The sequence below is a fragment of the Microbacterium sp. MYb45 genome, assembly GCF_002979655.1.
GTDB lineage: Bacteria > Actinomycetota > Actinomycetes > Actinomycetales > Microbacteriaceae > Microbacterium.
Genome location: NZ_PCPG01000001.1, coordinates 958,996 through 982,863, shown reverse-complemented (window position 1 = coordinate 982,863; position 23,868 = coordinate 958,996). Strand labels below are relative to the sequence as shown.

The window sequence follows — 23,868 nt, the reverse complement described above, 5'->3', positions numbered from 1 at the left end:
GTGACGCGCGGGTCAGTACGCCTGATCGATGAGGTCGGGTGAGACCTCGGAAGCGGCGGCCTCATCCACGAAGAACACGGTGCGCTTGCGCCCCTTGGCGCCGGCAGCCGGCACGCTCGTGTAGCTCGCACCGGCGAGGGCGAGTCCGAGGGCCGAGGCCTTGTCGGCGCCGGTGAGCACGAGCCACACCCGCTTCGACGAGTTGAGCACCGGGCGCGTGAGCGTGACGCGCTCGGGCGGGGGCTTCGGAGAATCACGGACGGCGAGCACAGCGGCGTCGGTGACCGTGACCTCCTCCCGATCCGGGAACAGCGAGGCGATGTGTCCGTCGGGGCCGACGCCCAGGAAACAGACGGCGAAGGAAGGCCACGGGTGCTCGTCGGTGCCGAAACGGGCGAGCTCGGCGGCGTAGGCCGCGGCCGACTCGTCGAGCGTGAGTCCGGTCTCGGGCCCCGCCACCTCGTGCACGTTCTCGGTGGGCACGGGGATGTGGTCGAGGAGAGCCCGGCGCGACTGCAGGGAGTTCCTGTCCGCGTCGTCTCGCGGCACGTACCTCTCGTCACCCCACCAGAAGTGCACGAGTGACCAGTCGATCGCGGCGGACCGCGGATCGTCCGCCGCGGCGCGGAGCACGGCACCACCCATCGAACCTCCCGTGAGGGCGATGTGGGCGACTCGACCGTTCCGTGTACGCGCGCGAACACGCGTGAGGAAACGGTCTGCTACTCGGGCGGCGAGGGCGGCGGGGGTGGATTCCACCACGACCCGCTTCTCTGCGGACGATACCGGCATCGACGTCACTCTCCAGTCTCGGGCGGACCCAGTTTCTCCCAGCCCTCGGTGATGACTCGACCGTACAGGACATCGGGGTCGAGCCTGCGCAGCTCCTCCGCGAGGCATTCGCGGAGCGTGCGGCGCGGCAGGTGGAGGTCGTGGTTCGGCTGATCCGGCTGCGTGAGGATGGCGATGCCGGGCGAAGGCCGCTCGAGCAGGATGTCGCCGGAGGCGCGGGTCAGACGGACCGACTTGATGCCCTCCTGCCAGTGCTCGGGGTTCTCGTACGACCAGCGCACGCGAACGCCCAGAGCCATCTGCAGCCAGGCGGCGAGCAGCGCGGTCGACGGAGAAGCCGACCCACCGCGCACCTCGACACCCGTGATGGGTTCGTACGGCGGCTGATCGAGCACAGCGGCCAGCTGCTCCCGCCAGTGCGTCAGACGCGTCCAGGCGAGGTCCGTGTCTCCGGGGGCGTGGGTGCGTCCGAGCAGCGCGAGCCGATCGCGCACGTCGGGCGAGGTGGCGGCATCGGTGATGCGGCGCTGGGCGATGCGGCCGAGCGGTGACGTCGACGGCGAGGTCGGAGCATCCTCCGGCCACCAGGCGACCACGGGAGCGTCGGGCAGGAGGAGACCGGTGATCAGGCTCTCTTCGTTGCTCGCGGCGTCCCCGTAGGCACGCAGCACGACGACCTCGCTCGCGCCGGCGTCGCCGCCCACGCGGATCTGGGCATCGAGGCGGGAATCGCCGTCGCCCGTGGTGATGACGATGACGCGCATGGGGTGTTCACGCGATGCGTCGTTGGCCGCATCGATGGCCGCTTCGGCGACACCGTTGCGGGCGGCGATGACCAGGGTGAGCACACGGCCGAGGGCGACGGCGCCGCCCTCTTCGCGTACCTTGACGAGCTGCTTGGCGACCTGACTGACGGTCGTGTCGGGAAGGTCGATGATCACGGGCGTCTCCAGACTCGTCCGTCGCGGGCCAGCAGGTCGTCGGCGGATGCCGGACCCCACGAGCCCGGAGCGTACTGCTCCACCGGACCGCCGACGGCCGCCCAGTACTTCTCCACGGGGTCGAGGATCTTCCAGGAGAGCTCGACCTCCTCGTGCCGCGGGAACAGCGGCGGGTCGCCCAGGAGGACGTCGAGGATCAGACGCTCGTAGGCCTCGGGGCTCGCCTCGGTGAAGGCGTGGCCGTAGCCGAAGTCCATCGTGACGTCGCGCACGTTGCTCCCGCTGCCGGGCACCTTGGATCCGAAGCGGATCGTCACACCCTCATCGGGCTGCACACGGATGACGAGCGCGTTCTGCCCGAGCTCCGAGGCGTTGCCACGCCCGAACAGGTGCTGCGGAGCCCGCTTGAAGACCACGGCGATCTCGGTCACGCGGCGTCCGAGACGCTTGCCGGTCCGCAGGTAGAACGGCACGTCGGCCCATCGGCGGGTGTCGATCTCGAGCTTGATGGCCGCATACGTCTCGGTGGTGGAGTCGGGGTTCATGCCCTCCTCATCCAGGAAGCCGGTGACCTTGTCACCGCCCTGCCACCCGCCCGCGTACTGGCCGCGAGCCGTGGCGAGGGAGAGGTCGTCCGGCACGTGCACTGCGGCGAGCACCTTCTCCTTCTCGGCACGCAGGTGCTCCGCCGAGAGGCTGATGGGCTCCTCCATCGCGGTGAGCGCGAGCAGCTGCAGCAGGTGGTTCTGGATCACGTCGCGCGCGGCGCCGATACCGTCGTAGTACCCGGCGCGACCGCCGACGCCGATGTCCTCGGCCATCGTGATCTGCACATGGTCGACGTAGTTGCGGTTCCAGATCGGCTCGTACAGCTCGTTCGCGAAGCGCAGCGCCAGGATGTTCTGGACGGTCTCCTTGCCCAGGTAGTGGTCGATGCGGAAGATCGAGTCCGCGGGGAACGCGACCTCGAGCGCCGCGTTGAGCGCACGGGCGGATTCGAGGTCATGCCCGAACGGCTTCTCGATCACGACGCGACGCCAGCGTTCGTCATCATCGCTGTTCTCGCCGACGAGACCCGAATCCTTCAGCTGCTTCGCGACGAGCGGGAAGTCCTTCGGCGGGATCGACAGGTAGAACGCGTGGTTCCCCATCGTGCCGCGTTCCACGTCGAGCTTCTCGATGGTCTCGCGGAGCTTGCGGAACGAGTCGGGGTTGTCGAACTCACCCGACACGAACCGGATGCCCTGAAGCAGCTGCGTCCAGGTCTCCTCACGGAACGGCGTACGGGCGTGCTCCTTGACCGCGTCGTAGACGACCTGGGCGAAGTCCTGGTCCTCCCAGTCGCGGCGAGCGAATCCGACGAGGGCGAACCCCGGCGGAAGCAGACCGCGGTTGGCGAGATCGTAGACCGCGGGCATCAGCTTCTTGCGTGACAGGTCTCCGGTGACGCCGAAGATCACGAGAGCGCTGGGCCCCGCGATCCGGTTGAGACGACGGTCATCGGGGTCACGCAGCGGGTTGTGCCCGCGCGAGATGGGAACAGACATGGGTGGGGGATTCTCCTGCTGTTACTTCTGTGCGGCTTCGAAGAGGGCGAGCACGTCGTCCGAGGACTCGGTGATCGTCAGCGTGACGACCGGGCGGCCGTGCTCGGCGAGCACGGCCGCGTCACCGGCGGCCTGTGCCTGGATGAGCTGCCCGAAGGTGAACGGGCGATCCGGGATCTCGAGATCGACCTCGGTGCGCTCCAGGATCTGCAGGAACACGCCCTGCGCCGGTCCGCCCTTGTGGTACTGGCCGGTCGAGTGAAGGAACCGCGGGCCCCATCCGAATGTGGTGGGGCGACCCGAGTCCGCCGCGACGAGCTCGCGCAGGCCCTGGAGCTGCGGAACCTCGAGGCGGTTGACGTATGCCTGGATCGACACGTAGCCATCGGCGGGGAGCTGGGCCCAGAGCGCATCGAGCACACCTTCGACGGTGCCGGAGGCGGCGAGGGCGGTGTCGGACACACGCACCTCGACACCGTTCTCGACGAATGCCGGAGCAGTCGGCTCCGGACGGGCGTCGAGAAGGCCGCGGGCGGCGATCTTCGCCGACTCCACGTCAGGCTGATCGAAAGGATTGATCCGGAGCAGGTGACCGGCGATCGCGGTCGCATACTCCCAGACGATGAGCTGCGCACCCAGGGTGCCGCTCACGAGGATCTCGCCCTCGTGGCGCTCGTGCAGGTGGAACTCGTTGGCGTCGTCGACCAGGCGGACGATCTGCAGGTCGGCGGGCACCGGGTCGAGTTCAGGAGAGACCGGGAGCAGGACCACCGGGAGGATGCCGGTGCCGTCCTTGCCGGTGGATTCGGCGATGAGCTGCTCGATCCAGTCCGGCAGACCCTTGATGTGCGTGCCGTCGGTGATCAGACCGAGCTTGTCGCGTCGCGGGTTCGTTGCGGCGATCGCTGCGCCGAGACGGAGCGCGGGGTTCTCGGCGGAGTCCACCGCGACCTCGAGCGAAGACGCTTCGGCTTCGTTCAGCAGCTCGTCGATATCGACGCCCGCGAGGCCCGAAGGCACCAGGCCGAAAGCGGTGAGTGCCGAGTAGCGGCCGCCGACGTTCGGGTCCGCATTGAAGACGCGGTATCCCGCTTCGCGGGCCGAGACATCGAGCGGCGAACCCGGGTCGGTCACGACGACGATGCGCTCCACGGGGTCGATTCCGAGATCGCGGAACGCGGCCTCGAACGTGCGGCGCTGCGAATCGGTCTCGACGGTGGAGCCCGACTTCGACGACACGACCAGCACGGTGTCGGTGAGCCCCTCGTCGAGAGCGGCGAGCACCTGGCCGGGGGCCGTGGAGTCGAGGATCGTCAGCGGCACACCCGCGGTCTGCGCGATGACCTCGGGCGCGAGCGAGGAGCCGCCCATGCCGGCGAGGATCACGCGGGTGACGCCCTTGGCGTTCAGATCGGCGCGCAGGGCGACGATATCGGCGACGAGCGGGCGGGAGACCGAGACGGCCTCCACCCAGCCGAGGCGCACGGCGGCCTCGGCCTCGGCGGCCGCACCCCAGAGGGTGGGGTCGCCCCCGGTGATGCGCGAGGCGACGAGATCGTGGACCAGGCTGGGCACGGTCTCATCGATCGCGGCTCGCGCCGCGCCGGACGTGCGGATCGAGAAGGTCATCGCTGGGACTCCAGAGCCTCGGCCACCTGACCCAGCAGGTCGTGCCAGGAGTCGATGAACTTCGAGACGCCCTCATCCTCCAGGACCTGCGTGACGTCGGTGAGGTCGATGCCCACGGCGGCGAGGTCATCGAACACCTGGTGCGCCTCCGCGTATCCGCCCGTGATGGTGTCGCCGGTGATGACTCCGTGATCGAACGTCGCCTCGAGGGTCTTCTCGGGCATGGTGTTCACCACGCCGTCGGCGACCAGCTCGGTCACGTACAGGGTGTCGGGGAGCGCGGGGTCCTTGACGCCGGTCGAGGCCCACAGCGGACGCTGCAGGTTCGCGCCGAGCTTGATCAGGTCCTGGGCGCGCTTCTCCGCGAACTTCTGCTCGAAGAGCTCGTAAGCGAGGCGCGCGTTCGCGAGCCCGGCCTTGCTCTTGAGTGCCTCGGCCTCGGGGGTGCCGATCGCCGACAGCCGCTTGTCGGTCTCGGTGTCGACACGAGACACGAAGAACGAGGCGACGGAATGGATGCTCGACAGGTCGAAATCGGCGCTGTGTGCGCGCTCCAGACCGGTCAGGTAGGCGTCGATGACCTCGGCGTAGCGCTCCAGGCTGAAGATCAGCGTGACGTTGACGCTGATGCCGGTCGCGATCGCCTCGGTGATCGCCGGAAGCCCTGCCTTGGTGGCCGGGATCTTGACGAGGAGGTTGGGGCGGTCGATCTTCGACCACAGCTCCTTGGCCTGAGCGACGGTGCCCGCGGTGTCGTGGGCGAGGTCGGGGGAGACCTCGATCGAGACGCGGCCGTCGACATGTCCCGAGGCCTCCCAGACGGGGCGGAACACATCGAGTGCGGCGCCGACGTCCTGGGTCGTGGCGGCGAACACCGCTTCCTCGGCGCTCGCGCCGGAGGCGGCGAGCTCGGTGACCTGTGCGTCGTACGACGTGTTGCTCTTGTCGGTGATCGCGTTCGCGAAGATGGTCGGGTTCGTCGTGACGCCGACGACGTTGCGCGACGAGATCAGCTCGGCGAGGTTGCCGGAGTCGATGCGGGTGCGGGAGAGGTCGTCGAGCCAGATGCTGACACCTGCGGCGGCGAGCTGTGCGGTGGGGGTGCTCATGCGTTCTCCTTGGTGCTGTTTGCGGCGATGGTCTCGCGTGCGGCCGCGATGACGGCCTCGGTCGTGATGCCGAACTTCTCGAACAGGGTCTTGTAATCGGCGGAGGCGCCGAAGTGGTCGATACCGACCGAGCGGCCGCGGTCGCCCACGATTCCGCGCCAGGAGAGCACGGAGCCCGCCTCCACGGAGACGCGAGCGGTGACGGATGCGGGAAGCACGCTCTCGCGGTAGGCCTCGTCCTGCTCGTCGAACCACTCGAGCGACGGAGCGGAGACCACGCGGACGTTCACGCCGTCGGCGGCCAGCGCCTCGCGGGCGTTCACAGCGAGCTGCACTTCGGAGCCGGTGGCCACGATGATGACGTCCGGCGTGCCGTTCGGCGCCTCGGCGAGGACGTAGGCGCCCTTGGCCGCGTTGTCCGCCGAAGCGAACGTGTCGCCGGAGGCTGCACCCTCGCCGCGCTCGAACACCGGGATGTTCTGGCGGGTCAGCGCGATGCCGGCCGGTCCCTCGTGGCGACGGAGGATCTCGAGCCAGGTGGCCGAGGTCTCGTTGGCGTCGGCGGGGCGGACGACCGTGAAGTTCGGGATCGCGCGGAGCGTCGCGAGCTGCTCGATCGGCTGGTGCGTCGGTCCGTCCTCACCGAGGGCGACGGAGTCGTGGGTCCAGACGAAGATGCTCGGGATGTTCATGAGGGCGGCGAGACGCACCGAGGGGCGCATGTAGTCGCTGAAGATGAGGAACGTGCCGCCGAACGCGCGCGTCTTGCCGTGCAGGACGATGCCGTTGACGATCGCGCCCATGGCGTGCTCGCGGATGCCGAAGTGCAGCACCCGTCCGTACGGGTTGCCCGACCACTCATGGGTCGACCACTCGGCCGGGATGAACGACGGCGCCCCCTTGATCGTGGTGAGGTTCGACTCGGCGAGGTCGGCCGAACCGCCCCACAGCTCCGGAAGCTCGGCGGCGAGGGCGTTGATGACCTGGCCGGATGCGGCGCGGGTCGACACCTCCTTGCCGGACTCGAACACCGGGAGCGCGGCCGTGATGTCGGCGGGGAGCTCCTGTGCCTCGAGACGGTCGAGGAGCGCCTTCTTCTCGGGGTTCGCGGCGGCCCAGGCGTCGAAGGACTCCTGCCAGGCGGCGCGGGCTTCGGCGGCACGAGCCGCGAGACCGCGGGTGTGGGCGAGTACGTCGTCGGCGACCACGAAGGTCTGCTCGGGGTCGAAGCCGAGCACCTTCTTCGTGGCAGCGAGCTCGTCGGCTCCGAGAGCGGAACCGTGGATCTTGCCGGAGTTCTGCTTGCCGGGCGACGGCCATCCGATGATCGTCTTGAGGATGATGAGCGACGGCTTCGAGGTCTCGCCCTTGGCGGCCTCGATCGCGGCGAACAGTTCGGCGACGTCTTCGACGTACTCACCGGTCTTCTTCCAGTCGACGGTCTGCACCTGCCAGCCGTAGGCCTCGTAGCGCTTCGCGACGTCCTCGGTGAAGGCGACGTTGGTGTCATCCTCGATCGAGATCTGGTTGGAGTCGTAGATGGCGATCAGGTTGCCGAGCTGCTGGTGGCCCGCGAGCGAGGAGGCCTCGCTGGTCACGCCTTCCTGCAGGTCGCCGTCCCCGGCCACGACGTAGACGAAGTGGTCGAACGGGCTGGTGCCGGCGGCCGCCTCGGGGTCGAACAGGCCGCGCTCGTAGCGGGCGGCGTAGGCGAAGCCGACGGCGGAGGCGAGACCCTGACCGAGCGGGCCGGTGGTGATCTCGACGCCCTTGGTGTGGCCGTACTCCGGGTGACCCGGGGTGAGGGAGCCCCACGTGCGCAGCGCCTTGAGGTCATCGAGCTCCAGTCCGAAGCCACCGAGGTAGAGCTCCACGTACTGCGTGAGCGAGGAGTGTCCCGCAGAGAGGATGAAGCGGTCGCGGCCCAGCCAGTCGACGTCGGTCGGGTCGTGGCGCAGCACGCGCTGGTAGAGGAGGTACGCGGCCGGAGCGAGGCTCATGGCCGTGCCGGGGTGACCGTTACCGACCTTCTCGACGGCATCGGCCGCCAGGATTCGGGCGGTGTCCACCGCGCGTCGATCGATCTCATCCCACTGCAATTCCGACACGTTCATGCCCTTTCCGACAGTTTCGAGGGCGCCCTTATTCCCTGGCGCATCCGCAACTTCCCTGGCGCATCCTGCACCGTCGCGGAGACGGGTGGAGGGGTGTGCGCAGCGCCGGGCGCGCGAGTGCTCTCAGCATAGCGAAGACGACTGTCGTGCTACGCGAGCGGACGGCGCGGATGACGTCATCCGGTGTCATAGACTGGAGAGGTTGTCCGGTCACATGTGCGGAGGAGGCGATCGAGATCTCGACGATGTCTGATCAGACCGTGAGGAAGTCGTCCATCGGTCGCACGGTGAAGGCTTACATCACGCTCACCAAGCCGCGTGTCCTCGAGCTTCTGCTCGTCTCGACCGTTCCGGTGATGTTCCTGGCGCAGGGCGGACTGCCCAACCTGTGGCTGGTGCTGGCGACCGTCATCGGCGGCTCGTTGAGCGCCGGTTCCGCCGCCGCATTCAACATGTACCTCGATCGTGACATCGACGCGCACATGCATCGCACCGAGAATCGACCGCTGGTCACGGGCGAGATCAGCCCGCGCGGCGCGCTGATCTTCTCCTGGACGCTCGCGATCGTCTCGACGGTCTGGCTGCTCGCCACGACCAACTGGCTCGCCGCAGCCCTGTCCGCGACCGCGATCTTCTTCTATGTCGTGATCTACACGATGATCCTCAAGCGCCGCACCGAGCAGAACATCATCTGGGGCGGCATCGCTGGGTGCTTCCCCGTGCTCATCGGCTGGTCCGCCGTCACCGGCTCGCTCGACTGGCCGGCGTTCGTCCTCTTCCTCCTGATCTTCCTCTGGACGCCGCCGCACTACTGGCCGCTGTCGATGAAGTACAAGGACGACTACGAAGACGTCGACGTGCCGATGCTGGGTGTCACCCGCAACGCCTCGCAGGTCGGCCTCCAGGTCATCCTCTACGCGTGGGCGACGGTGGCGTGCTCTCTGCTCCTCGTCCCGATCGCCAACATGGGTCTGGTCTACACCGTCTCCGCGGCCGTCTTCGGCGGATGGTTCATCTACGAGTCGCACCGGCTCTACAACCGCGCCGTCCACGGCACCGAGCCGCGGCCCATGCGCGTGTTCCACGCCTCGATCACCTACCTGACGCTGATCTTCGTCGCGGTCGCGATCGACCCGCTGCTGCCGTTCTGACTCGAAGCTTCTGAAACGACGGAGCGGCGCCGATTCCTCGGCGCCGCTCCGTCGTTCTTTCCGCTCAGAAGATCAGCGTGTGATCGTCGAGTCGTCCGGCTTCGCGTCGCCGGCGGGAGCGTCGTCCCGAGCGGTGTCGTGCGCGTCAGCGGCGGGCACCTCGTCGACTGTCGCCGTGTCGTACGTCGGCGCTGCCTCGGGGGATGCGGTGGTTTCGGACGTTGCGGGCTCGGCCGCGGCCTGAGGCTGTGCGGTCTCGGCGGTCCAGTCGATCGCCTCGACGACGGCCGGGGCGGGAGTGGGGACGAGCGAGCGTGCCGCGACGAGCCCGAGGGTGAGCAGGATGCCGACGATTCCGGCCGCGAGGACGCCTGCGCCCACGACGACGAGAGACTGGCCGACGTATACCTCGACGCCCGTGGCCGTGCCGTCGAGCAGGGTGGTCGTCATCGTCCCGATCTGACCGGAGATGAGCCATCCGCCGACAGCTGTCGTGGCGAGGGACACGACCAGGAGGAGCCAGAATCCGATGCTGCGTGAGAGTGACTTGTTCATGTCGTCCACGATCGCGGACACGCTGATGAGTCGGCGATGTGCGAGCTGTGGATCGCCTGTGCGGGGTCAGGCCTCGGCGGGGACCCGGCGCTTCAGATGGAGCACGACCACGGTGTACGCGGCGGCCGAGAGCGAGGCGAGCACCATGTGGATGCCGACGAGCAGCGGAGGGAGTCCCTCACGTGCCTGCCAGACCCCCACACCGACCTGCACCAGGATCGCCAGCACCAGGACGAGCAGCCAGCGCCGCGGCTCCAGGCGCAGCACCCAGGCGGCGACCGTGAGGAACAGCACGAGGGCGGCCAGGATGTAGCCGGGCCACGAGTGCACGTGGGCGAGCACGGTCGCGTCGAAGCCGTGCCGCAGCACATCCGCGTCGCCGGAATGGGGACCCGACCCGGTCGTCAGCACGCCGAAGACGATCGTCACGGCGAGTGCGAGGCCGGTCACGTGGGTGACAGCCGCGAACCACGCGGGAACCGCGCGCTCACGGGGTCCGCCGTCCGTCTTCAGGCGCACCAGGAACGCCGCCGTGATGCAGACGAGCAGCAGGGACGAGGTGTAGTGGAAGCCCACGATGAAGGGGTTGAGGCCGGTCAGCACCGTGATGCCGCCGACGAGCGCCTGGGCGACCACGCCGATGAGCACGAGCCAGGCCAGTAGGACCAGGTCACGTCGGGAGGGCGTCGTGCGGATGGAGCGGACCGCCGCCGCGATGACGGCGATCAAGAGCACGCCGAGCGCGATGGGGGAGGCCGGGAAGTGCAAGGGGGCGGCGATGCCGAACGCGGCGACGGCCGCCACGATGCCGCCGGCGGCGTACCAGAGCGCGGTGACCAGGCCGCGCTTCCCGCTGAAGAGGTGCAGGACCAGCAGCACGACGGCCAGCGCGATGATCCCGACCACGCCCGTCATCAGGCGGTTGCCGAACTCGATGATGCCGTGGATGCCCTGCACTTCGAGGATCGGGACCAGGGAGTCCGGTGTGCACAGCGGCCAGTCGGAGCATCCGAGGCCCGATCCGGTGAGGCGCACCGCGCCGCCGGTGCCGATGATGATGGTCTCGCTGAGGAAGGAGAGCCAGGCGAAGACCGTCAGCGCGCGTCCCCACGGAGCAGAACGGGGCGGAGCCGTCTGCGTCGGAGTGGAGGCGGGGATCGTCGTCTCGGGCATTAGTCCTCCGGACCGCGCTGGAACCTGCGGGCATGGCCCGTCTGTCAGGCGGAACCTGTAGAATCGGATTGTTGCGATGAGCGCTGACCGCGCTGAAGCATCGACAACAGTTTAGGCGCGATGGAAGCGCCGGTGATGAGGGCCCACCAACGGCACCCGCTCCCGCAGACTCGACGGGGATCAGGTGTGTCGGGGCGGATGACACCGTTTGGGACCTGTGAGGAGAGTGTTGGATGTCGGATGTACTGATCGACCGCCCGGAGCTTGACGGTCTGGGGGTGTACGAATTCGGCTGGCACGATGAAGACGCCGCCGGCGCCATCGCCAAACGCGGGATCTCGGAAGAGGTCGTGCGAGGAATCTCTGCACTCAAGAGCGAACCCGAATGGATGCTGAAGACCCGTCTCAAGGGGTACCAGCTCTTCGGGAAGAAGCCGATGCCGACCTGGGGCGCCGACCTCAGCGAGATCGACTTCGACAACATCAAGTACTTCGTCCGCTCCACCGAGAAGCAGGCGCAGACGTGGGAAGACCTTCCCGCCGAGATCCGCGAGACCTACGAGCGCCTCGGCATCCCCGAGGCCGAGCGTCAGCGGCTCGTGGCCGGTGTGGCAGCCCAGTACGAGTCCGAGGTCGTCTACCACCAGATCCGCGAGGACCTGGAGGCGCAGGGCGTCATCTTCATGGACACCGACACGGCCCTGCGCGAGCACCCCGAGTTCTTCGAGGAGTACTTCGGCTCGGTCATCCCCGCCGGTGACAACAAGTTCGCCGCGCTGAACACGGCCGTGTGGTCGGGCGGCTCCTTCGTCTACGTCCCCAAGGGCGTGCACGTCGAGATCCCGCTGCAGGCGTACTTCCGTATCAACACCGAGAACATGGGCCAGTTCGAGCGGACGCTGATCATCGCCGACGAGGACAGCTACGTCCACTACATCGAGGGCTGCACGGCCCCGATCTACAAGTCGGACTCGCTGCACTCGGCCGTCGTCGAGATCATCGTGAAGAAGAACGCCCGCGTTCGCTACACGACGATCCAGAACTGGTCGAACAACGTCTACAACCTGGTCACCAAGCGCGCCGTGGCGTACGAGGGTGCGACCATGGAGTGGGTCGACGGCAACATCGGCTCCAAGGTGACGATGAAGTACCCGTCGATCTACCTGATGGGCGAGCACGCCAAGGGCGAGACCCTGTCGGTCGCCTTCGCCGGTCCCGGTCAGCACCAGGACGCCGGCGCGAAGATGATCCACATGGCGCCCTACACGCAGTCGTCGATCGTCTCGAAGTCGATCGCCCGCGGCGGAGGACGTGCCGGCTATCGCGGTGAGGTACGCGTGGACGCCGCGGCACACCACTCTGCGAACACCGTGCGCTGCGACGCTCTGCTCGTCGACACGAAGTCCCGCTCCGACACCTATCCGGCGATCGACATCCGTGTCGACGACGTGCAGCTCGGCCACGAGGCCACGGTCTCGAAGGTGAGCGAGGAGCAGCTGTTCTACCTGCAGTCCCGCGGCATGCCCGAGGACGAGGCGATGGCGATGATCGTGCGCGGCTTCATCGAGCCGATCGCGCGGGAACTGCCGATGGAATACGCGATGGAACTGAACAAGCTCATCGAGATGGGCATGGAAGGATCGGTCGGCTAGTGACCGCCGCTACGACAGCGCCTGCCGAGGCGCAGCACACGAACGCGCACATCGACCCCGCCGCCCAGGTGGCCGCGGCCGGATTCGTCCCGGTGCAGACCCGCTCCGAGCGTCCGCACTCTTTCGAGCCGGCCGACTTCGGCGCCCCCACCGGGCGCGAGGTCAACTGGAAGCACACACCCGTCGCGCAGCTCACCTCGCTGTTCGAGGTGGCTCCGCAGAACGACGGTGTGAGTTACACGATCAACGCGGGGGAGCAGTACATCGCCGCGCCGCTCGCGATCGGTACCGCCCCCCGCGGCGAGGTCTTCCTCGCCGAAGACGTCACCGCGGCCGTGGCCTGGCAGGGATCCGCCGAGGCCCTCCACGTGCGGATCCCGCGCGAGGAAGAGGTCGCAGAGCCGATCTTCGTCTCCATCGCCGGTCTCGGAGCCGACCGTCGTGCCGATGCGCACATCGTGATCGAGGCGCTCGAGCACAGCTCGGCGACCGTCGTCCTGCAGCACACCGGGTCCGCCCAGTACGCACAGAACGTCGAGATCATCGTCCGCGACGGCGCGAAGCTGTCGGTCATCAGCCTGCAGCAGTGGGCGGATGACGCGGTCCATGCGTCTGCACACCAGGCACGGGTCGGTGCGGATGCGACGCTCAAGCACTTCGTCGTGAGCTTCGGCGGCGGCGTCGTGCGCGTCAACCCGAACGTCGAGCTCGCAGGCGCAGGCTCCGAGGGGTACCTCTACGGCCTGTCCTATGCAGACGCCGGGCAGCATCTGGAGAGCCAGGTGTACCTGCACCACAAGGGACCGCACACCAAGGGTGACGTCCTCTACAAGGGTGCGCTGCAGGGGCAGGGCGCACACAGCGTCTGGATCGGCGACGTGCTGATCGGAGCCGACGCCACGGGCACCGACTCCTACGAGGCGAACCGCAACCTGGTCCTCACCGAGGGCGCCCGCGCCGACTCGATCCCGAACCTCGAGATCGAGACCGGCGACATCCTCGGCGCCGGACACGCGAGTGCGACGGGTCGTTTCGACGACGAGCAGCTGTTCTACCTGCAGGCGCGCGGTATCAGCGAGGAGGAGGCACGTCGGCTCGTCGTGCTCGGCTTCCTCACCGACATCGTGCAGCGCCTCGGCATCCCCGCCCTCGAGGCCGAGCTTCTGGCGGCGATCGAGACGGAGCTGGCCGAGGTGAGTGCATGACCGCCGAACGCGTCTGCGGAGTCGCCGACCTCGAGCAGGACATGCCGTTGCGTGTCGATCCGGGCGGCGTGCCGATCACGGTGATCAAAGACGGCGAGGGAGTCATCCACGCCATCGGCGACACCTGCACCCACGGCGACATCTCGCTGTCCGAAGGCTTCGTCGAAGGTGACACGGTGGAGTGCTGGGCTCACGGCTCCGCGTTCTCGCTGCTCACCGGCAAGCCCCAGAATCTCCCCGCATATGAGCCCGTCCCGGTCTACGTCGTCCAGATCGACGGCGACGACGTGCTCATCGATCCGACTGTTATTAAGGAAGTTTGAAGAATGTCTGTTCTCGAGATCCGCGACCTGCATGTGACGGTCGAGACCGATGCGGGGACCACCCCGATCCTCAACGGAATCAACCTCACCATGAACACCGGTGAGACCCACGCCATCATGGGCCCCAACGGCTCGGGCAAGTCGACCCTGGCCTACACGATCGCCGGTCACCCGAAGTACACGGTGACCTCCGGTTCGATCACGTTCGACGGCCAGGACGTCCTGGAGATGACGGTCGACGAGCGCGCCCGCGCCGGGCTCTTCCTCGCCATGCAGTACCCGGTCGAGATCCCCGGCGTCACCGTGACGAACTTCCTCCGCACCGCGAAGACTGCACTCGACGGTGAAGCGCCGGCGATCCGCGGCTGGACCAAAGACGTCAAGGCGGCCATGTCGAACCTGCGCATGGACCCCAAGTTCGCGCAGCGCAACGTCAACGAGGGCTTCTCCGGCGGCGAGAAGAAGCGCCACGAGATCCTGCAGCTCGAGGTGCTGAAGCCGAAGTTCGCAGTCCTCGACGAGACCGACTCGGGTCTCGACGTCGACGCGCTCAAGATCGTCTCCGAGGGCGTCAACCGCGCGAAGGAGTCCACCGGCCTCGGCGTGCTGCTGATCACGCACTACACCCGCATCCTCCGCTACATCCGCCCCGACTTCGTCCACGTGGTCGTCGCGGGCAAGATCGTCGAAGAGGGCGGCCCCGAGCTCGCAGACCGGCTGGAGAACGAGGGATACGACCGTTTCCTCGACCCTGCAGCCCCCATCGAGGCGTAGGCTGATCGCATGACAGCGACCCTCACGGACGAGAAGTACGACGCGGTCACCGAGGCTCTCAAAGACGTCATGGACCCCGAGCTCGGGATCAACGTCGTCGACCTCGGCCTCATCTACGACCTCGCCTGGGATGACGAGAACGATGCTCTCGTCATCCACATGACGCTGACCAGCGCGGGCTGCCCGCTCACCGACGTGCTCGAGGACCAGACCGCTCAGGCTCTGGACAGCGTCGTCGATCGATTCCGCATCAACTGGGTCTGGATGCCGCCGTGGGGTCCGGAGCGGATCACGGACGACGGGCGCGACATGATGCGCGCGCTCGGCTTCGCGATCTGATCCGCACGGGACCGCTGCCGCGAGGCGGCACGACGACGCGCGCGTCGGATCCGACGATACGACGATGACGCGTTTCGGAACCTCGGGAGAACGAATGCTTCAGGTGAAGGCACTGCCTCTGGCGGAGCTCCGCGAGCGCAGCAGCGAGAAGTGGCGTGAGTACCCGGACGATGTGCTTCCGCTGTTCGTCGCCGAGACCGACTTCCCGCTGGCGCCGGCGATCTCGGATGCGCTGCGGCGCGCCGTGGAGATCGGTGACACCGGGTATGTCGCATCGCGCACACCGCTCGCCGAGTCGTTCGCCGCTTTCGCGAACCGACGCTACGGCTGGGAGCCCGACCCCGCGCGCATGCGGAGCACGGCGGACGTGAGCATGGGGATCGTGGAGATCCTCCGCCGTGTGACGCAGCCGGGGGAGCGGGTCGTCGTGACCCCTCCGGTGTATCCGCCGTTCTACGACCTGGTCGCCGAGGCCGGCGCAGAGGTGGAGCGCGTCCCGCTGCGTGACACGGGAACCCGATGGGAACTCGATCTCGACGGCATCCGTGCGGCCTTCGACGACGGAGCGACGGCGATCCTGCTCTGCAACCCGCACAACCCGACCGGCACGGTGCATGACCGTGACGGCCTCGCCGCGCTCGCGGACCTGGCGGATGAGTTCGGGGCGGCCGTCGTCTCGGACGAGATCCATGCGCCGCTCGCGCAACCGGGAACCGGGTTCACGCCGTTCCTCGCCGTGAACGATGCGGCCCGGCGCGTCGGCTATGCAGTCGTCAGCGCCAGCAAGGCGTTCAACCTCGCAGGTCTGAAGTGTGCCCTGATGGTCACCGCCGACGACGCGACGAGTGAGGTCGTGCGCGGCCTGCCCGTTGAGGTGGAGTGGCGTACCGGACAGTTCGGTCTGCTCGCCGCCGTGGCCGCATTCTCGGAAGAGAGCGACCCCTGGCTGGATGGGCTGCTGCGCACCCTCGATGAGAATCGAGTGCTGCTCGAGGACCTTCTGGCGGCTCACCTGCCGGGTGCGCGCTATCGCATTCCGGACGCCGGGTACCTCGCGTGGATCGACCTCACCGCGCTCGACTGGGGCGACAATCCCGCGCGACGCATCCTGCGCGACGCGAAGGTCGCCCTGCACTTCGGACCGGCTTTCGGCGCCGAGGGTGCGGGCCATGTGCGGCTGAACTTCGGCACCTCCCCGGAGATCATCACTGAGGCGATCGAGCGCATCGCGGCGCTCGTGGGCCGATGACGACTCCGGTCGACGCCGCGACGATCTGGGACCGCCAACGCATCTGGGTGACCCTCGGCGCGGTCGCCCTGATCTTCCTCGCCGCCATCGAGGCACTCGCGGTGACGACGGTCATGCCGATCGTCAGCGAGGCTCTCCACGGCGAGGCCCTCTACGCCGTTGCTTTCGCCGGCACCCTGGCGACGAGTGTGATCGGCATGGTCGCCACGGGCGCGTGGTCGGACGCGCGCGGACCGCGCGGCGCCCTGTATGTCGCCGTCACGCTCTTCATCGTCGGTCTTCTCGTCTCGGGCTTCGCCGTGACGATGCATCAGTTCCTGATCGGACGACTCGTCCAGGGGCTCGGCACCGGCGGGCAGACCGTTGCGCTCTACGTGGTGGTGGCGCGGCTGTATCCGCCTCATCTGCACGGCAGGATCTTCGCCGCCTTCGCCGCGGCCTGGGTCGTGCCGTCGATGGTCGGACCATTCCTGGCCGGGGCTGTCGCGGAGTACCTCGACTGGCGATGGGCGTTCCTGGGCGTCGCGGTGCTGACGGGCGCCGCATTCATGATGATCGCTGTCCGCCTCCGTGGTGTCGACCTGGGGCAGGGGGAGCCGCAGAACCGACGCGCCCTCGTCGTGCGCCTCGCACTCGCCGTGGTCGTGGCCGTTCTCGCCGTCGTGATCGGCTTCTCTGCCGACATGGCACCGTCGGTCGGCTGGCCGGTCGCGCTCGGCGCAGTCGTCGCGATCGGACTCGCCGTGCTCCCGCTGCTGCCACGGCGCACGTTGCGCGCGGGCCAGGGGCTGCCGAGCGTGGTGCTGATGCGCGGCATCGTGGCGGGTGCGTTCTTCGCCGCTGAGGCCTACATCCCGTACCTGCTGATGAAGAAGTTCGACTTCAGTGCGACGTGGGCGGGAGTCGCACTGATGCTGGCGGCATTGGCCTGGGCCGGCGCCTCGGCGCTGCAGGGGCGATACGGTGAGCGTCTGGGGAATCACCGCATCACGCTGATCAGTCTCGGCTCGCTCCTGGTGGCGCTGCTCTGCGTCCTCGTCGCCGCGCTCTTCGACGTCTCAGCGGCGGTGGTGGTGCTCGGCTGGGCATTCGCCGGTGGCGGGATGGGGCTGCTGTACCCGCGGTTGACCGTCCTGACGCTCGCGTACTCGGACGAGACGAATCAGGGATTCAACTCCTCTGCCCTGTCGATCTCGGACGCCACCGGTTCGGCCGTCGCGATCGCGCTGGCCGGTCTCGCGGTGGCATCCCTCGGAGGTGAGGCGGGTGCTTTCGGTGCGGTGTTCGCCTTCTGCGTCGGACTCGTCGCTCTCGCGATCGTGCCCGGACTCAGACTCGGGCACGCGGCGGAGTCGCCGGTGCGCTGAGCACCCCCGCGAGCGCAGTCACTCCGAGGTCGAAGACACGGTCGAGGCCGGCCGTGACGTCGATCTCCCCGGCGGTGGGCAGCGCACCGTGGCTGTCGGCGTGCATGCGCTGCTGCACGAGGGTGGCGTGTCCGAGGACGAAGTGCAGGATCGCCGCGCCCCGGTCAGCGGCGTCGGGTGCGCCGTGGGCCTCCAGTGCCGCGGTCAGCACCGACTGCGCGTGCGAGGAGCCGAGTTGCAGGGCATAGGTGCTGAGGACCAGTTCGGCGCCGTCGCGGTGGGTGAAGAGGGCGTCGCGGATGCCTCGGGCGGTTGCCAGCACGCCGTCGCTGCCGCGGGGGATCGATGCGGTGATCCGGTCGGCGAGTTCGGCGAGCAGCTCCTGCTTGCTGGTGAAGTGCCAGTAGAGGGCAGAGGGCTGTACATCCAGGCGGGCGGCGATGCGCCGCATCGAGAGGTCGGCGAGCCCGACTTCGTCGAGGAGGGCGAGCGCGCTCCGGGCGACGCTGTCGCGGTCGTGCCGTGCCTGATTCGTCTCCGGGCTCATCCTCCGATTATAGTGAACGACGTTCAGGTGAACGGTGTTCAGGAGAAACGCGTCGGAGGGATCCGCATGACACGCACACGAGAGACGGGTGTCGCGACGATCGCCGTGGACGCGGTCTCGGTGGTGCTCGACGGCCGCCCCGTGCTGCGAGAGGTCACCGCCTCGCTGACGGCTCCGACGATCGCGGTGATCGGTGCGAACGGGTCGGGGAAGTCCACGTTCGCCCGGCTGTTGAACGGACTCGTCACTCCGAGCGCCGGCGAGGTGAGGGTGCACGGCCTCGACACGATGCGTGACCGCGCCGCCCTCCGCCGCCGCGTCGGATTCGTGTTCACGAACCCCGATGCGCAGATCCTCATGCCCACCCCGGCCGAAGACATCGCGCTGTCCCTGCGCGGCCGGGCGAAGGCCGAGATCGCCGATCGCGTCAGAGACACCCTCGCCGTGCATGGTCTGGCAGACCACGCAGATGTCCCCGCATCCAGCCTGTCGGGGGGCCAGAAGCAGATGCTCGCCCTGGCCGCAGTGCTGGCCACCGAACCGCAGCTCATCGTCGCGGACGAGCCGACGACACTCCTCGACCTGCGCAACTCCCGACGCATCGGCGACCTGCTCCTGGCGCAGCGGGCCCAGGTCGTCGTGGTGACACATGACCTCGAACTGGCCGCGCGCTGTGAGGCCGCGATGCTGTTCGAAGACGGGCGGGTCACGGCGTCCGGAGAGCCGTCGACCGTGATCGCGGCCTATCGTCGAGCGTGCGGATGATCGCGCTCTACCGTCCCGGAAGCAGCATCCTCCATCGCGCTCCTGCCGGGCTCAAGCTCGCCGCGCTGGCGATCGGAGCACTCGTTCTGTCGCTGTACCCCCACGACGCGGTGAGCATCCCCCTCTCGCTCGCGGCGGTCCTCGCGCTGTACGGCATCGGGGGAATGCCCATCCGGGTGCCGTTGCTCGAGATCTGGCGTCTGCGCTGGATCATCGTCGTGCTCGCCGCGGCGCTCGGGGTCTTCGTCTCGCCTCTCGCGGCGTGGGTCGGCACGGGGCGCGTCGTGACGATTCTCCTGCTCGCGAGCCTGTTGACGCTCACGACCCGGATGGCGGATCTCGTGGAGGTGCTGCAGGGCATCCTGCGCCCGTTCCAGCGATGGGGAGTCGATCCCGACGCGGTGGCGCTCACGATCTCGCTCACGATCACGACGATCCCCGTGATCGCCGGCTTCGCGGAGCGCGTGCGGGATGCGTCGCGAGCCCGCGACGTGCGGTTGGGCGTGCGCGCCGTGGTGCCCCTGCTCGTTCTCGCCCTCCGACACGCGGACGATGTCGGTGACGCGCTGGCAGCACGGGGCCTGGGCTGACCCTATGCGGGGACGAGCGTGCGCACTCCGACCGGCGGCAGCGGCGTCGTCTGAGACGCGAGTCGGAGCGCCGCGAGGATCAGGGCGACCGCGATCAGAGCGGTCGCGACGGATGTGCCGAGTACCAGGAGGATCAGGACACCGACCAGGCCGCTCAGCGCTCCCGCGACGAGGCGGGGTAGCGAACCGGTGGCCTGCGGCGCGGGCTGTGACTCGAAACGGGTGAAGGCCACAGCGACGAGTGCGGTCAGCGCGAGCGCGGTCGCGAGCCAGAGCGGTCGGGCCGCCCACCAGTCCGCGCTGTCGAGCGCCGGGAGCGTGACGCCCGTGACGAGGGCGTACACGGCGGTCGCGCCGGCCATCACCAGCAGGACAGGCATGTGCCAGAGATAGATCGTCATGGTGCGCACCGTCACGAACGCCGTGAATGCCGCCACGCGCGGTCGGCGGCTGAACCGCTCGATGCGTTCGCGGTGCAGGGAGAGCAGGCTGGTGTGTGCGACGCCGACGAGCAGGAGGGCTGCAGTCGGCGGGTTGATGTTGGCGATGAGGTCGGGGGAGTACACCCCGGTCAGGAACGTTGCGACGAGCAGGAGCAGGGCGCCGAGGCCCGCGGTGGCCCGGACGCGTCGACTCAGGCGCCCGATGCGTCCGTCGGCGAGGAAGAACCCCAGCTGCTGCAGCGTCATCCACACGAAGGCGAGGTTCAGGAAGCCGAGGCCCTCGAGCCCGGTCGCGGCGCGCAACACGTCGACGGCGATGGATGCCGCGACGAGAGCACCGATCGTGCGGTAGGGGGCGCGCTCGTGGGCGGCGGCCAATGCGGGAAGCAGCGCCTGGCACAGGAGGAAGACGCCGAGGAACCAGAGCGGCTGACCGTAGCGGAAGCCCGCGGTCGCGATCAGATCGGCGGGTACACCGAAGACCGTGAGGAGCGCGAGCCCGACCCCGACGATGGCGATCGTGAAGACGGCGGGTCGCAGCAGACGATGCAGTCGCCCGGCCACGAACCCGAGGGCGCTCCCGCCGCGCTCCCGCAGCCGACGGTAGGCGAGGAGCCCGGAGAACCCGCCGATGACGAAGAACAGCGGCATCACCTGGAGGAGCCAACTCAGCGGTGCGATCCACCCGGTACCGTCGCTGGCGTTCTCGAACACGGGGCCGGACGCGTCGACGGTGACGCCCACCATGATCGAGTGGAGCAGGACCACGCCGACGACGCAGAGCGCCCGGACGAAGTCGATCCCGGTGTCACGGGACGCGCGTTGCGGAGGCGCGATGATGCCGGCAGTGGGTGCCTGGACGGTGGTCATGAGTCCTCCTCGGGGGCGGTGTCCCAGGAGACTATGGATGCCGTGTCCGCGGATGCATCACCCTCGGGTGCCGTTACGACCCCCTACGACGGTGTGAGTCAGGAGGACGGCTCGACCAGTCCGGTGTCGTAGGCGAGGATCACCGCATGCACGCGGTCGCGGAGGTTCAGCTTGGCGAGTACCTTGCCGACATGGGTCTTGACGGTCTGCTCCGCGATGAAGAGGTCGGCCGCGATCTCGGTGTTCGAGCGCCCTTTCCCGATCAGTACCAGCACCTCCCGCTCACGGTCGGTGAGTTCGGCGAGCGCAGTGGTCGGGCGAGGTGCACGGGGCCTGCGGCCGGCGAACTGCTCGATGATTCGTCGGGTCACGCTCGGCGCGAGGAGCGCATCCCCGTTCGCGACGACGCGCACCGCGTGCACGAGCTCCTCGGGGAGTGCGTCCTTCAGCAGGAACCCGCTGGCTCCGGCCTCCAGCGCGTCGTACACGTAGTCGTCGATGTCGAAGGTGGTGAGCATCAGGATCCGGGGGACATGCGCGGCGGGGTACGACGGGCCGAGAATCCGCCGGGTGGCTTCGATCCCGTCGAGTTCGGGCATGCGCACGTCCATCAGGATCACGTCGGGATCCAGACGCGCCGCCAGGGCGACGGCTTCGGCGCCGTTCGCCGCCTGCCCGGACACCCGAATGCCCTCGTGGGCATCGAGGAGAGCGGCGAAACCCGCACGGACCATGGCCTGATCGTCGGCGATGAGGACGCTGATCGTCACGGGGTCTCCTTGTCGAGAGAAGCGGCTGCGCCCGCATCGGAACCGTCCGCATCCAGGGGGAGCACGGCCTCCACGTCCCAGCCGCCATCGGATGAGGGGCCGGCCGAAAGGCTGCCGCCCAGGATCTCGGCGCGTTCGCGCATCCCGCGCAGGCCGTAGCCCCCGCCGGGGCCGTCGGGCGTGCGGGGCGGTGCGCCGTTGTGCACACGGATGCGGATGCTGCGGGCCTCGGCACGCAGCTGCACGGCGATGCGGGCACCGGGCGCGTGCCGCACGGCGTTGCTCAGCGCCTCCTGGACGATGCGGAACGCGGCGATCTGCACCGAGGGTGTCGCCGCTGCTGCGGCCTCGCCGCCCTCGAGCACGAGTCCGACCTCGACCCCCGCGCGGCGGATGGTGTCGACCAGCGCCGGGATGTCGTCGATGCCCTGTTGGGGAGCGAGCTCGGCGGTCTGGTCTTCGGTGCGGAGCACCCCGAGCATCCGCCGCATCTCGGCCAGCGAGCCGCGGGCGGTCGCAGCGATGTCGTCGAACTCGGCTGTCGCCGCGTCGTTGAGCGCGGGAATGCGATATTTGGCGGTCGACGCCTGCACCTGGATCACGGACATGCTGTGTGCGACCACGTCGTGCAGCTCGCGCGCGATCCGCGTGCGTTCCTCGACGAGCGCGCGCCGGGCCTCCTCGAGCGCGCTGTGCTCCTTCTCGCGCGTCAGCTCGGCAGCGACCCGGACCCTCCCGGCGACGAGCGCCGCGATGAGGTACACCGCGGATGCCACCGCTGTCGTGACGATGAGGTCGGCCGTGGCGCTGGCGGATGACTCCGGCGTGGCCACCATGTCGGGGCGGAGCACCGGCGCCAGAAGCGATGCGATCGCGCCGAGGATCAGTGCGAAGGCACCGAGGCGTGCGCCATGGAGGAATGTGACCACCCCGACGAACAGGGCGAAGGTCAGGAGGGCGGGGACGGGCCAGGGCCACGGCGACTGGATCGCGAGTTCCGGCACGACCGTGAGTGGCAGGGTGAGTGCTCCCACGGTGAACAAGCCGATCGCCCAGACCGGGCGGCTGATCGCGAGCACGGGCGAGACGCACAGCGCCGCGCCGAGGATGAACGACAGAGGCAGCGGCGTGCCGGACAGGACGGTCTGGAGCGGGACGAGGATCGCGTACAACGCCACGACCGCCGCACCCAGCGCCCCGAGGGCGAAGGTGCGACGGCTGATCCGTTGGCGCAGCGGTGTGCGCTGTCGGCGGCGTGCCATGACTGTCATCCTGCCAGTTGCGGCGCGGGAGCGCGGCGGCGCCGGGCCGCGGCGATGCGGTCGATCGTGAAGCCGATCACGAGCGCGATGACGATGCCGAGACCGGCGCTCAGCAGCGGCTGGTCCTTGATCCAGGCGCCGGCGAGCAGGCCGATCGCCAGGCTGAAGACGCTCCAGCTGGCACCGGCGATCAGACTCAGAGGCAGGAAACGCCGCCACGGGAACTCGAGAGCCCCGGCGGACATGTTGACCGCGACGCGTCCGACCGGGATGTAGCGGGCGCCGAGGATGAGGGTGGCGCTGCGCCGATCGAGCGCCTGCTGTGCGTAGGCGAATGTCGCCGCCACACGGGGGCGTCTCATCCAGGCGAAGCGCGTGGTGCCGAGCCGTCGGCCGATCACGAAGGCGATGTTGTCGCCGATCGCCGCGCCGATCGCGGCGACCGCACCGAGGAGAAGCAGATTCCCGTCGCCGGTGGACGCGGCGACGGCCGCGGCCGCCACGAGCACCGTCTCGCTCGGCACCGGGGGGAAGAAGCCGTCGATCACGGTGACCGTGAACAAGACCAGGTACAGCCAGGGCGAGGCGATGGCCTGCATGATGAGCTCGTTGAGGATGTCCACTCCTGCACGCTATGCAGGGCGTACCCGGGCGGTCATCCCTCTGGGGTATCGCGGGCCTCACTCTCCGGGCTGATCTTG

23 protein-coding genes are annotated in these 23,868 nt (G+C 68.6%); 10 read left to right on the top strand and 13 right to left on the bottom strand.

Features of this window, described 5'->3' with window-relative positions:
- Nucleotides 1–12: 12 nt before the first annotated feature.
- From pgl to tkt, 6 genes are read right to left on the bottom strand one after another with little or no spacing between them, the layout of a single operon-like run.
- Nucleotides 13–792, bottom strand: coding sequence for a 6-phosphogluconolactonase (gene pgl / locus CQ034_RS04685; RefSeq protein WP_029261745.1), 780 nt, complete (start codon nucleotides 790–792; stop codon nucleotides 13–15).
- A 5-nt stretch (nucleotides 793–797) separates the two neighbouring features.
- On the bottom strand, nucleotides 798–1,733 hold the full coding sequence (locus CQ034_RS04680; RefSeq protein WP_029261746.1) for a glucose-6-phosphate dehydrogenase assembly protein OpcA: 936 nt from the start codon (nucleotides 1,731–1,733) through the stop codon (nucleotides 798–800).
- On the bottom strand, nucleotides 1,730–3,280 hold the full coding sequence (gene zwf, locus CQ034_RS04675) for a glucose-6-phosphate dehydrogenase (protein WP_029261747.1): 1,551 nt from the start codon (nucleotides 3,278–3,280) through the stop codon (nucleotides 1,730–1,732). The genes CQ034_RS04680 and zwf overlap by 4 nt, the downstream gene beginning before the upstream one ends.
- 21 nt (nucleotides 3,281–3,301) lie before the next feature.
- On the bottom strand, nucleotides 3,302–4,909 hold the full coding sequence (locus CQ034_RS04670; RefSeq protein WP_105710085.1) for a glucose-6-phosphate isomerase: 1,608 nt from the start codon (nucleotides 4,907–4,909) through the stop codon (nucleotides 3,302–3,304).
- On the bottom strand, nucleotides 4,906–6,018 hold the full coding sequence (gene tal, locus CQ034_RS04665; protein ID WP_029261749.1) for a transaldolase: 1,113 nt from the start codon (nucleotides 6,016–6,018) through the stop codon (nucleotides 4,906–4,908). The genes CQ034_RS04670 and tal overlap by 4 nt, the downstream gene beginning before the upstream one ends.
- Nucleotides 6,015–8,126, bottom strand: a complete 2,112-nt coding sequence (gene tkt / locus CQ034_RS04660) for a transketolase (RefSeq protein WP_105710363.1) — start codon at nucleotides 8,124–8,126, stop codon at nucleotides 6,015–6,017. The genes tal and tkt overlap by 4 nt, the downstream gene beginning before the upstream one ends.
- A gap of 251 nt (nucleotides 8,127–8,377) precedes the next feature.
- On the opposite strand from tkt, the gene CQ034_RS04655 reads away from it, so the two are divergent.
- Nucleotides 8,378–9,283, top strand: coding sequence for a heme o synthase (locus CQ034_RS04655; protein ID WP_105710084.1), 906 nt, complete (start codon nucleotides 8,378–8,380; stop codon nucleotides 9,281–9,283).
- Between the two features lie 72 nt (nucleotides 9,284–9,355).
- Here the strand turns inward: CQ034_RS04655 and CQ034_RS04650 are convergent, their stop codons facing one another.
- Together CQ034_RS04650 and CQ034_RS04645 are read right to left on the bottom strand one after the other, a co-directional pair.
- Nucleotides 9,356–9,838, bottom strand: coding sequence for a tetraspanin family protein (locus tag CQ034_RS04650; RefSeq protein WP_105710362.1), 483 nt, complete (start codon nucleotides 9,836–9,838; stop codon nucleotides 9,356–9,358).
- Nucleotides 9,839–9,904: 66 nt separating this feature from the next.
- Nucleotides 9,905–11,011 carry a heme A synthase gene (locus CQ034_RS04645; protein ID WP_105710083.1) on the bottom strand — a complete coding sequence of 369 codons (1,107 nt, stop codon included), beginning with the start codon at nucleotides 11,009–11,011 and terminating at the stop codon, nucleotides 9,905–9,907.
- Nucleotides 11,012–11,244: 233 nt separating this feature from the next.
- Between CQ034_RS04645 and sufB the strand changes: the two genes are divergently transcribed.
- The 7 genes from sufB (at nucleotide 11,245) to CQ034_RS04610 (ending at nucleotide 17,920) form a co-directional block, all read left to right on the top strand.
- Nucleotides 11,245–12,663 (top strand): Fe-S cluster assembly protein SufB, encoded by a 1,419-nt coding sequence (sufB, locus tag CQ034_RS04640; protein WP_029261754.1) that lies wholly within the window; start codon nucleotides 11,245–11,247, stop codon nucleotides 12,661–12,663.
- The gene (gene sufD / locus CQ034_RS04635) at nucleotides 12,663–13,868 is read left to right on the top strand and encodes a Fe-S cluster assembly protein SufD (RefSeq protein ID WP_105710082.1); all 1,206 of its coding nucleotides are present in this window, start codon (nucleotides 12,663–12,665) and stop codon (nucleotides 13,866–13,868) included. The genes sufB and sufD overlap by 1 nt, the downstream gene beginning before the upstream one ends.
- Nucleotides 13,865–14,191 (top strand): non-heme iron oxygenase ferredoxin subunit, encoded by a 327-nt coding sequence (locus CQ034_RS04630; protein WP_017830403.1) that lies wholly within the window; start codon nucleotides 13,865–13,867, stop codon nucleotides 14,189–14,191. The genes sufD and CQ034_RS04630 overlap by 4 nt, the downstream gene beginning before the upstream one ends.
- A 3-nt stretch (nucleotides 14,192–14,194) precedes the next feature.
- Nucleotides 14,195–14,965 (top strand): Fe-S cluster assembly ATPase SufC, encoded by a 771-nt coding sequence (gene sufC, locus CQ034_RS04625; protein WP_029261756.1) that lies wholly within the window; start codon nucleotides 14,195–14,197, stop codon nucleotides 14,963–14,965.
- 9 nt (nucleotides 14,966–14,974) lie between these two features.
- On the top strand, nucleotides 14,975–15,304 hold the full coding sequence (locus CQ034_RS04620; protein ID WP_021200756.1) for a metal-sulfur cluster assembly factor: 330 nt from the start codon (nucleotides 14,975–14,977) through the stop codon (nucleotides 15,302–15,304).
- Nucleotides 15,305–15,398: 94 nt separating this feature from the next.
- On the top strand, nucleotides 15,399–16,553 hold the full coding sequence (locus CQ034_RS04615; RefSeq protein ID WP_105710361.1) for a MalY/PatB family protein: 1,155 nt from the start codon (nucleotides 15,399–15,401) through the stop codon (nucleotides 16,551–16,553).
- Nucleotides 16,550–17,920 (top strand): MFS transporter, encoded by a 1,371-nt coding sequence (locus tag CQ034_RS04610; RefSeq protein WP_105710081.1) that lies wholly within the window; start codon nucleotides 16,550–16,552, stop codon nucleotides 17,918–17,920. The genes CQ034_RS04615 and CQ034_RS04610 overlap by 4 nt, the downstream gene beginning before the upstream one ends.
- Here the strand turns inward: CQ034_RS04610 and CQ034_RS04605 are convergent.
- Nucleotides 17,883–18,467, bottom strand: coding sequence for a TetR family transcriptional regulator (locus tag CQ034_RS04605; protein ID WP_105710080.1), 585 nt, complete (start codon nucleotides 18,465–18,467; stop codon nucleotides 17,883–17,885). The genes CQ034_RS04610 and CQ034_RS04605 overlap by 38 nt on opposite strands.
- Before the next feature lie 66 nt (nucleotides 18,468–18,533).
- Here CQ034_RS04605 and CQ034_RS04600 point away from each other — a divergent pair, with 66 nt between their 5' ends.
- Nucleotides 18,534–19,232 carry an energy-coupling factor ABC transporter ATP-binding protein gene (locus tag CQ034_RS04600; RefSeq protein ID WP_105710360.1) on the top strand — a complete coding sequence of 233 codons (699 nt, stop codon included), beginning with the start codon at nucleotides 18,534–18,536 and terminating at the stop codon, nucleotides 19,230–19,232.
- Nucleotides 19,229–19,822 carry an energy-coupling factor transporter transmembrane protein EcfT gene (locus CQ034_RS04595; RefSeq protein ID WP_105710079.1) on the top strand — a complete coding sequence of 198 codons (594 nt, stop codon included), beginning with the start codon at nucleotides 19,229–19,231 and terminating at the stop codon, nucleotides 19,820–19,822. The genes CQ034_RS04600 and CQ034_RS04595 overlap by 4 nt, the downstream gene beginning before the upstream one ends.
- Before the next feature lie 2 nt (nucleotides 19,823–19,824).
- Here CQ034_RS04595 and CQ034_RS04590 read toward each other — a convergent pair whose 3' ends face one another.
- From CQ034_RS04590 to CQ034_RS04575, 4 genes are all read right to left on the bottom strand, one after another.
- A complete protein-coding gene (locus tag CQ034_RS04590; protein WP_105710078.1) occupies nucleotides 19,825–21,135 on the bottom strand; it encodes an acyltransferase in 1,311 nt (436 codons plus the stop codon).
- A 98-nt stretch (nucleotides 21,136–21,233) separates the two neighbouring features.
- The gene (locus CQ034_RS04585) at nucleotides 21,234–21,905 is read right to left on the bottom strand and encodes a response regulator transcription factor (protein WP_105710077.1); all 672 of its coding nucleotides are present in this window, start codon (nucleotides 21,903–21,905) and stop codon (nucleotides 21,234–21,236) included.
- The gene (locus CQ034_RS04580; RefSeq protein ID WP_105710076.1) at nucleotides 21,902–23,167 is read right to left on the bottom strand and encodes a sensor histidine kinase; all 1,266 of its coding nucleotides are present in this window, start codon (nucleotides 23,165–23,167) and stop codon (nucleotides 21,902–21,904) included. The genes CQ034_RS04585 and CQ034_RS04580 overlap by 4 nt, the downstream gene beginning before the upstream one ends.
- 5 nt (nucleotides 23,168–23,172) lie before the next feature.
- On the bottom strand, nucleotides 23,173–23,790 hold the full coding sequence (locus CQ034_RS04575; RefSeq protein ID WP_105710075.1) for a DedA family protein: 618 nt from the start codon (nucleotides 23,788–23,790) through the stop codon (nucleotides 23,173–23,175).
- Nucleotides 23,791–23,868 lie beyond the last annotated feature (78 nt).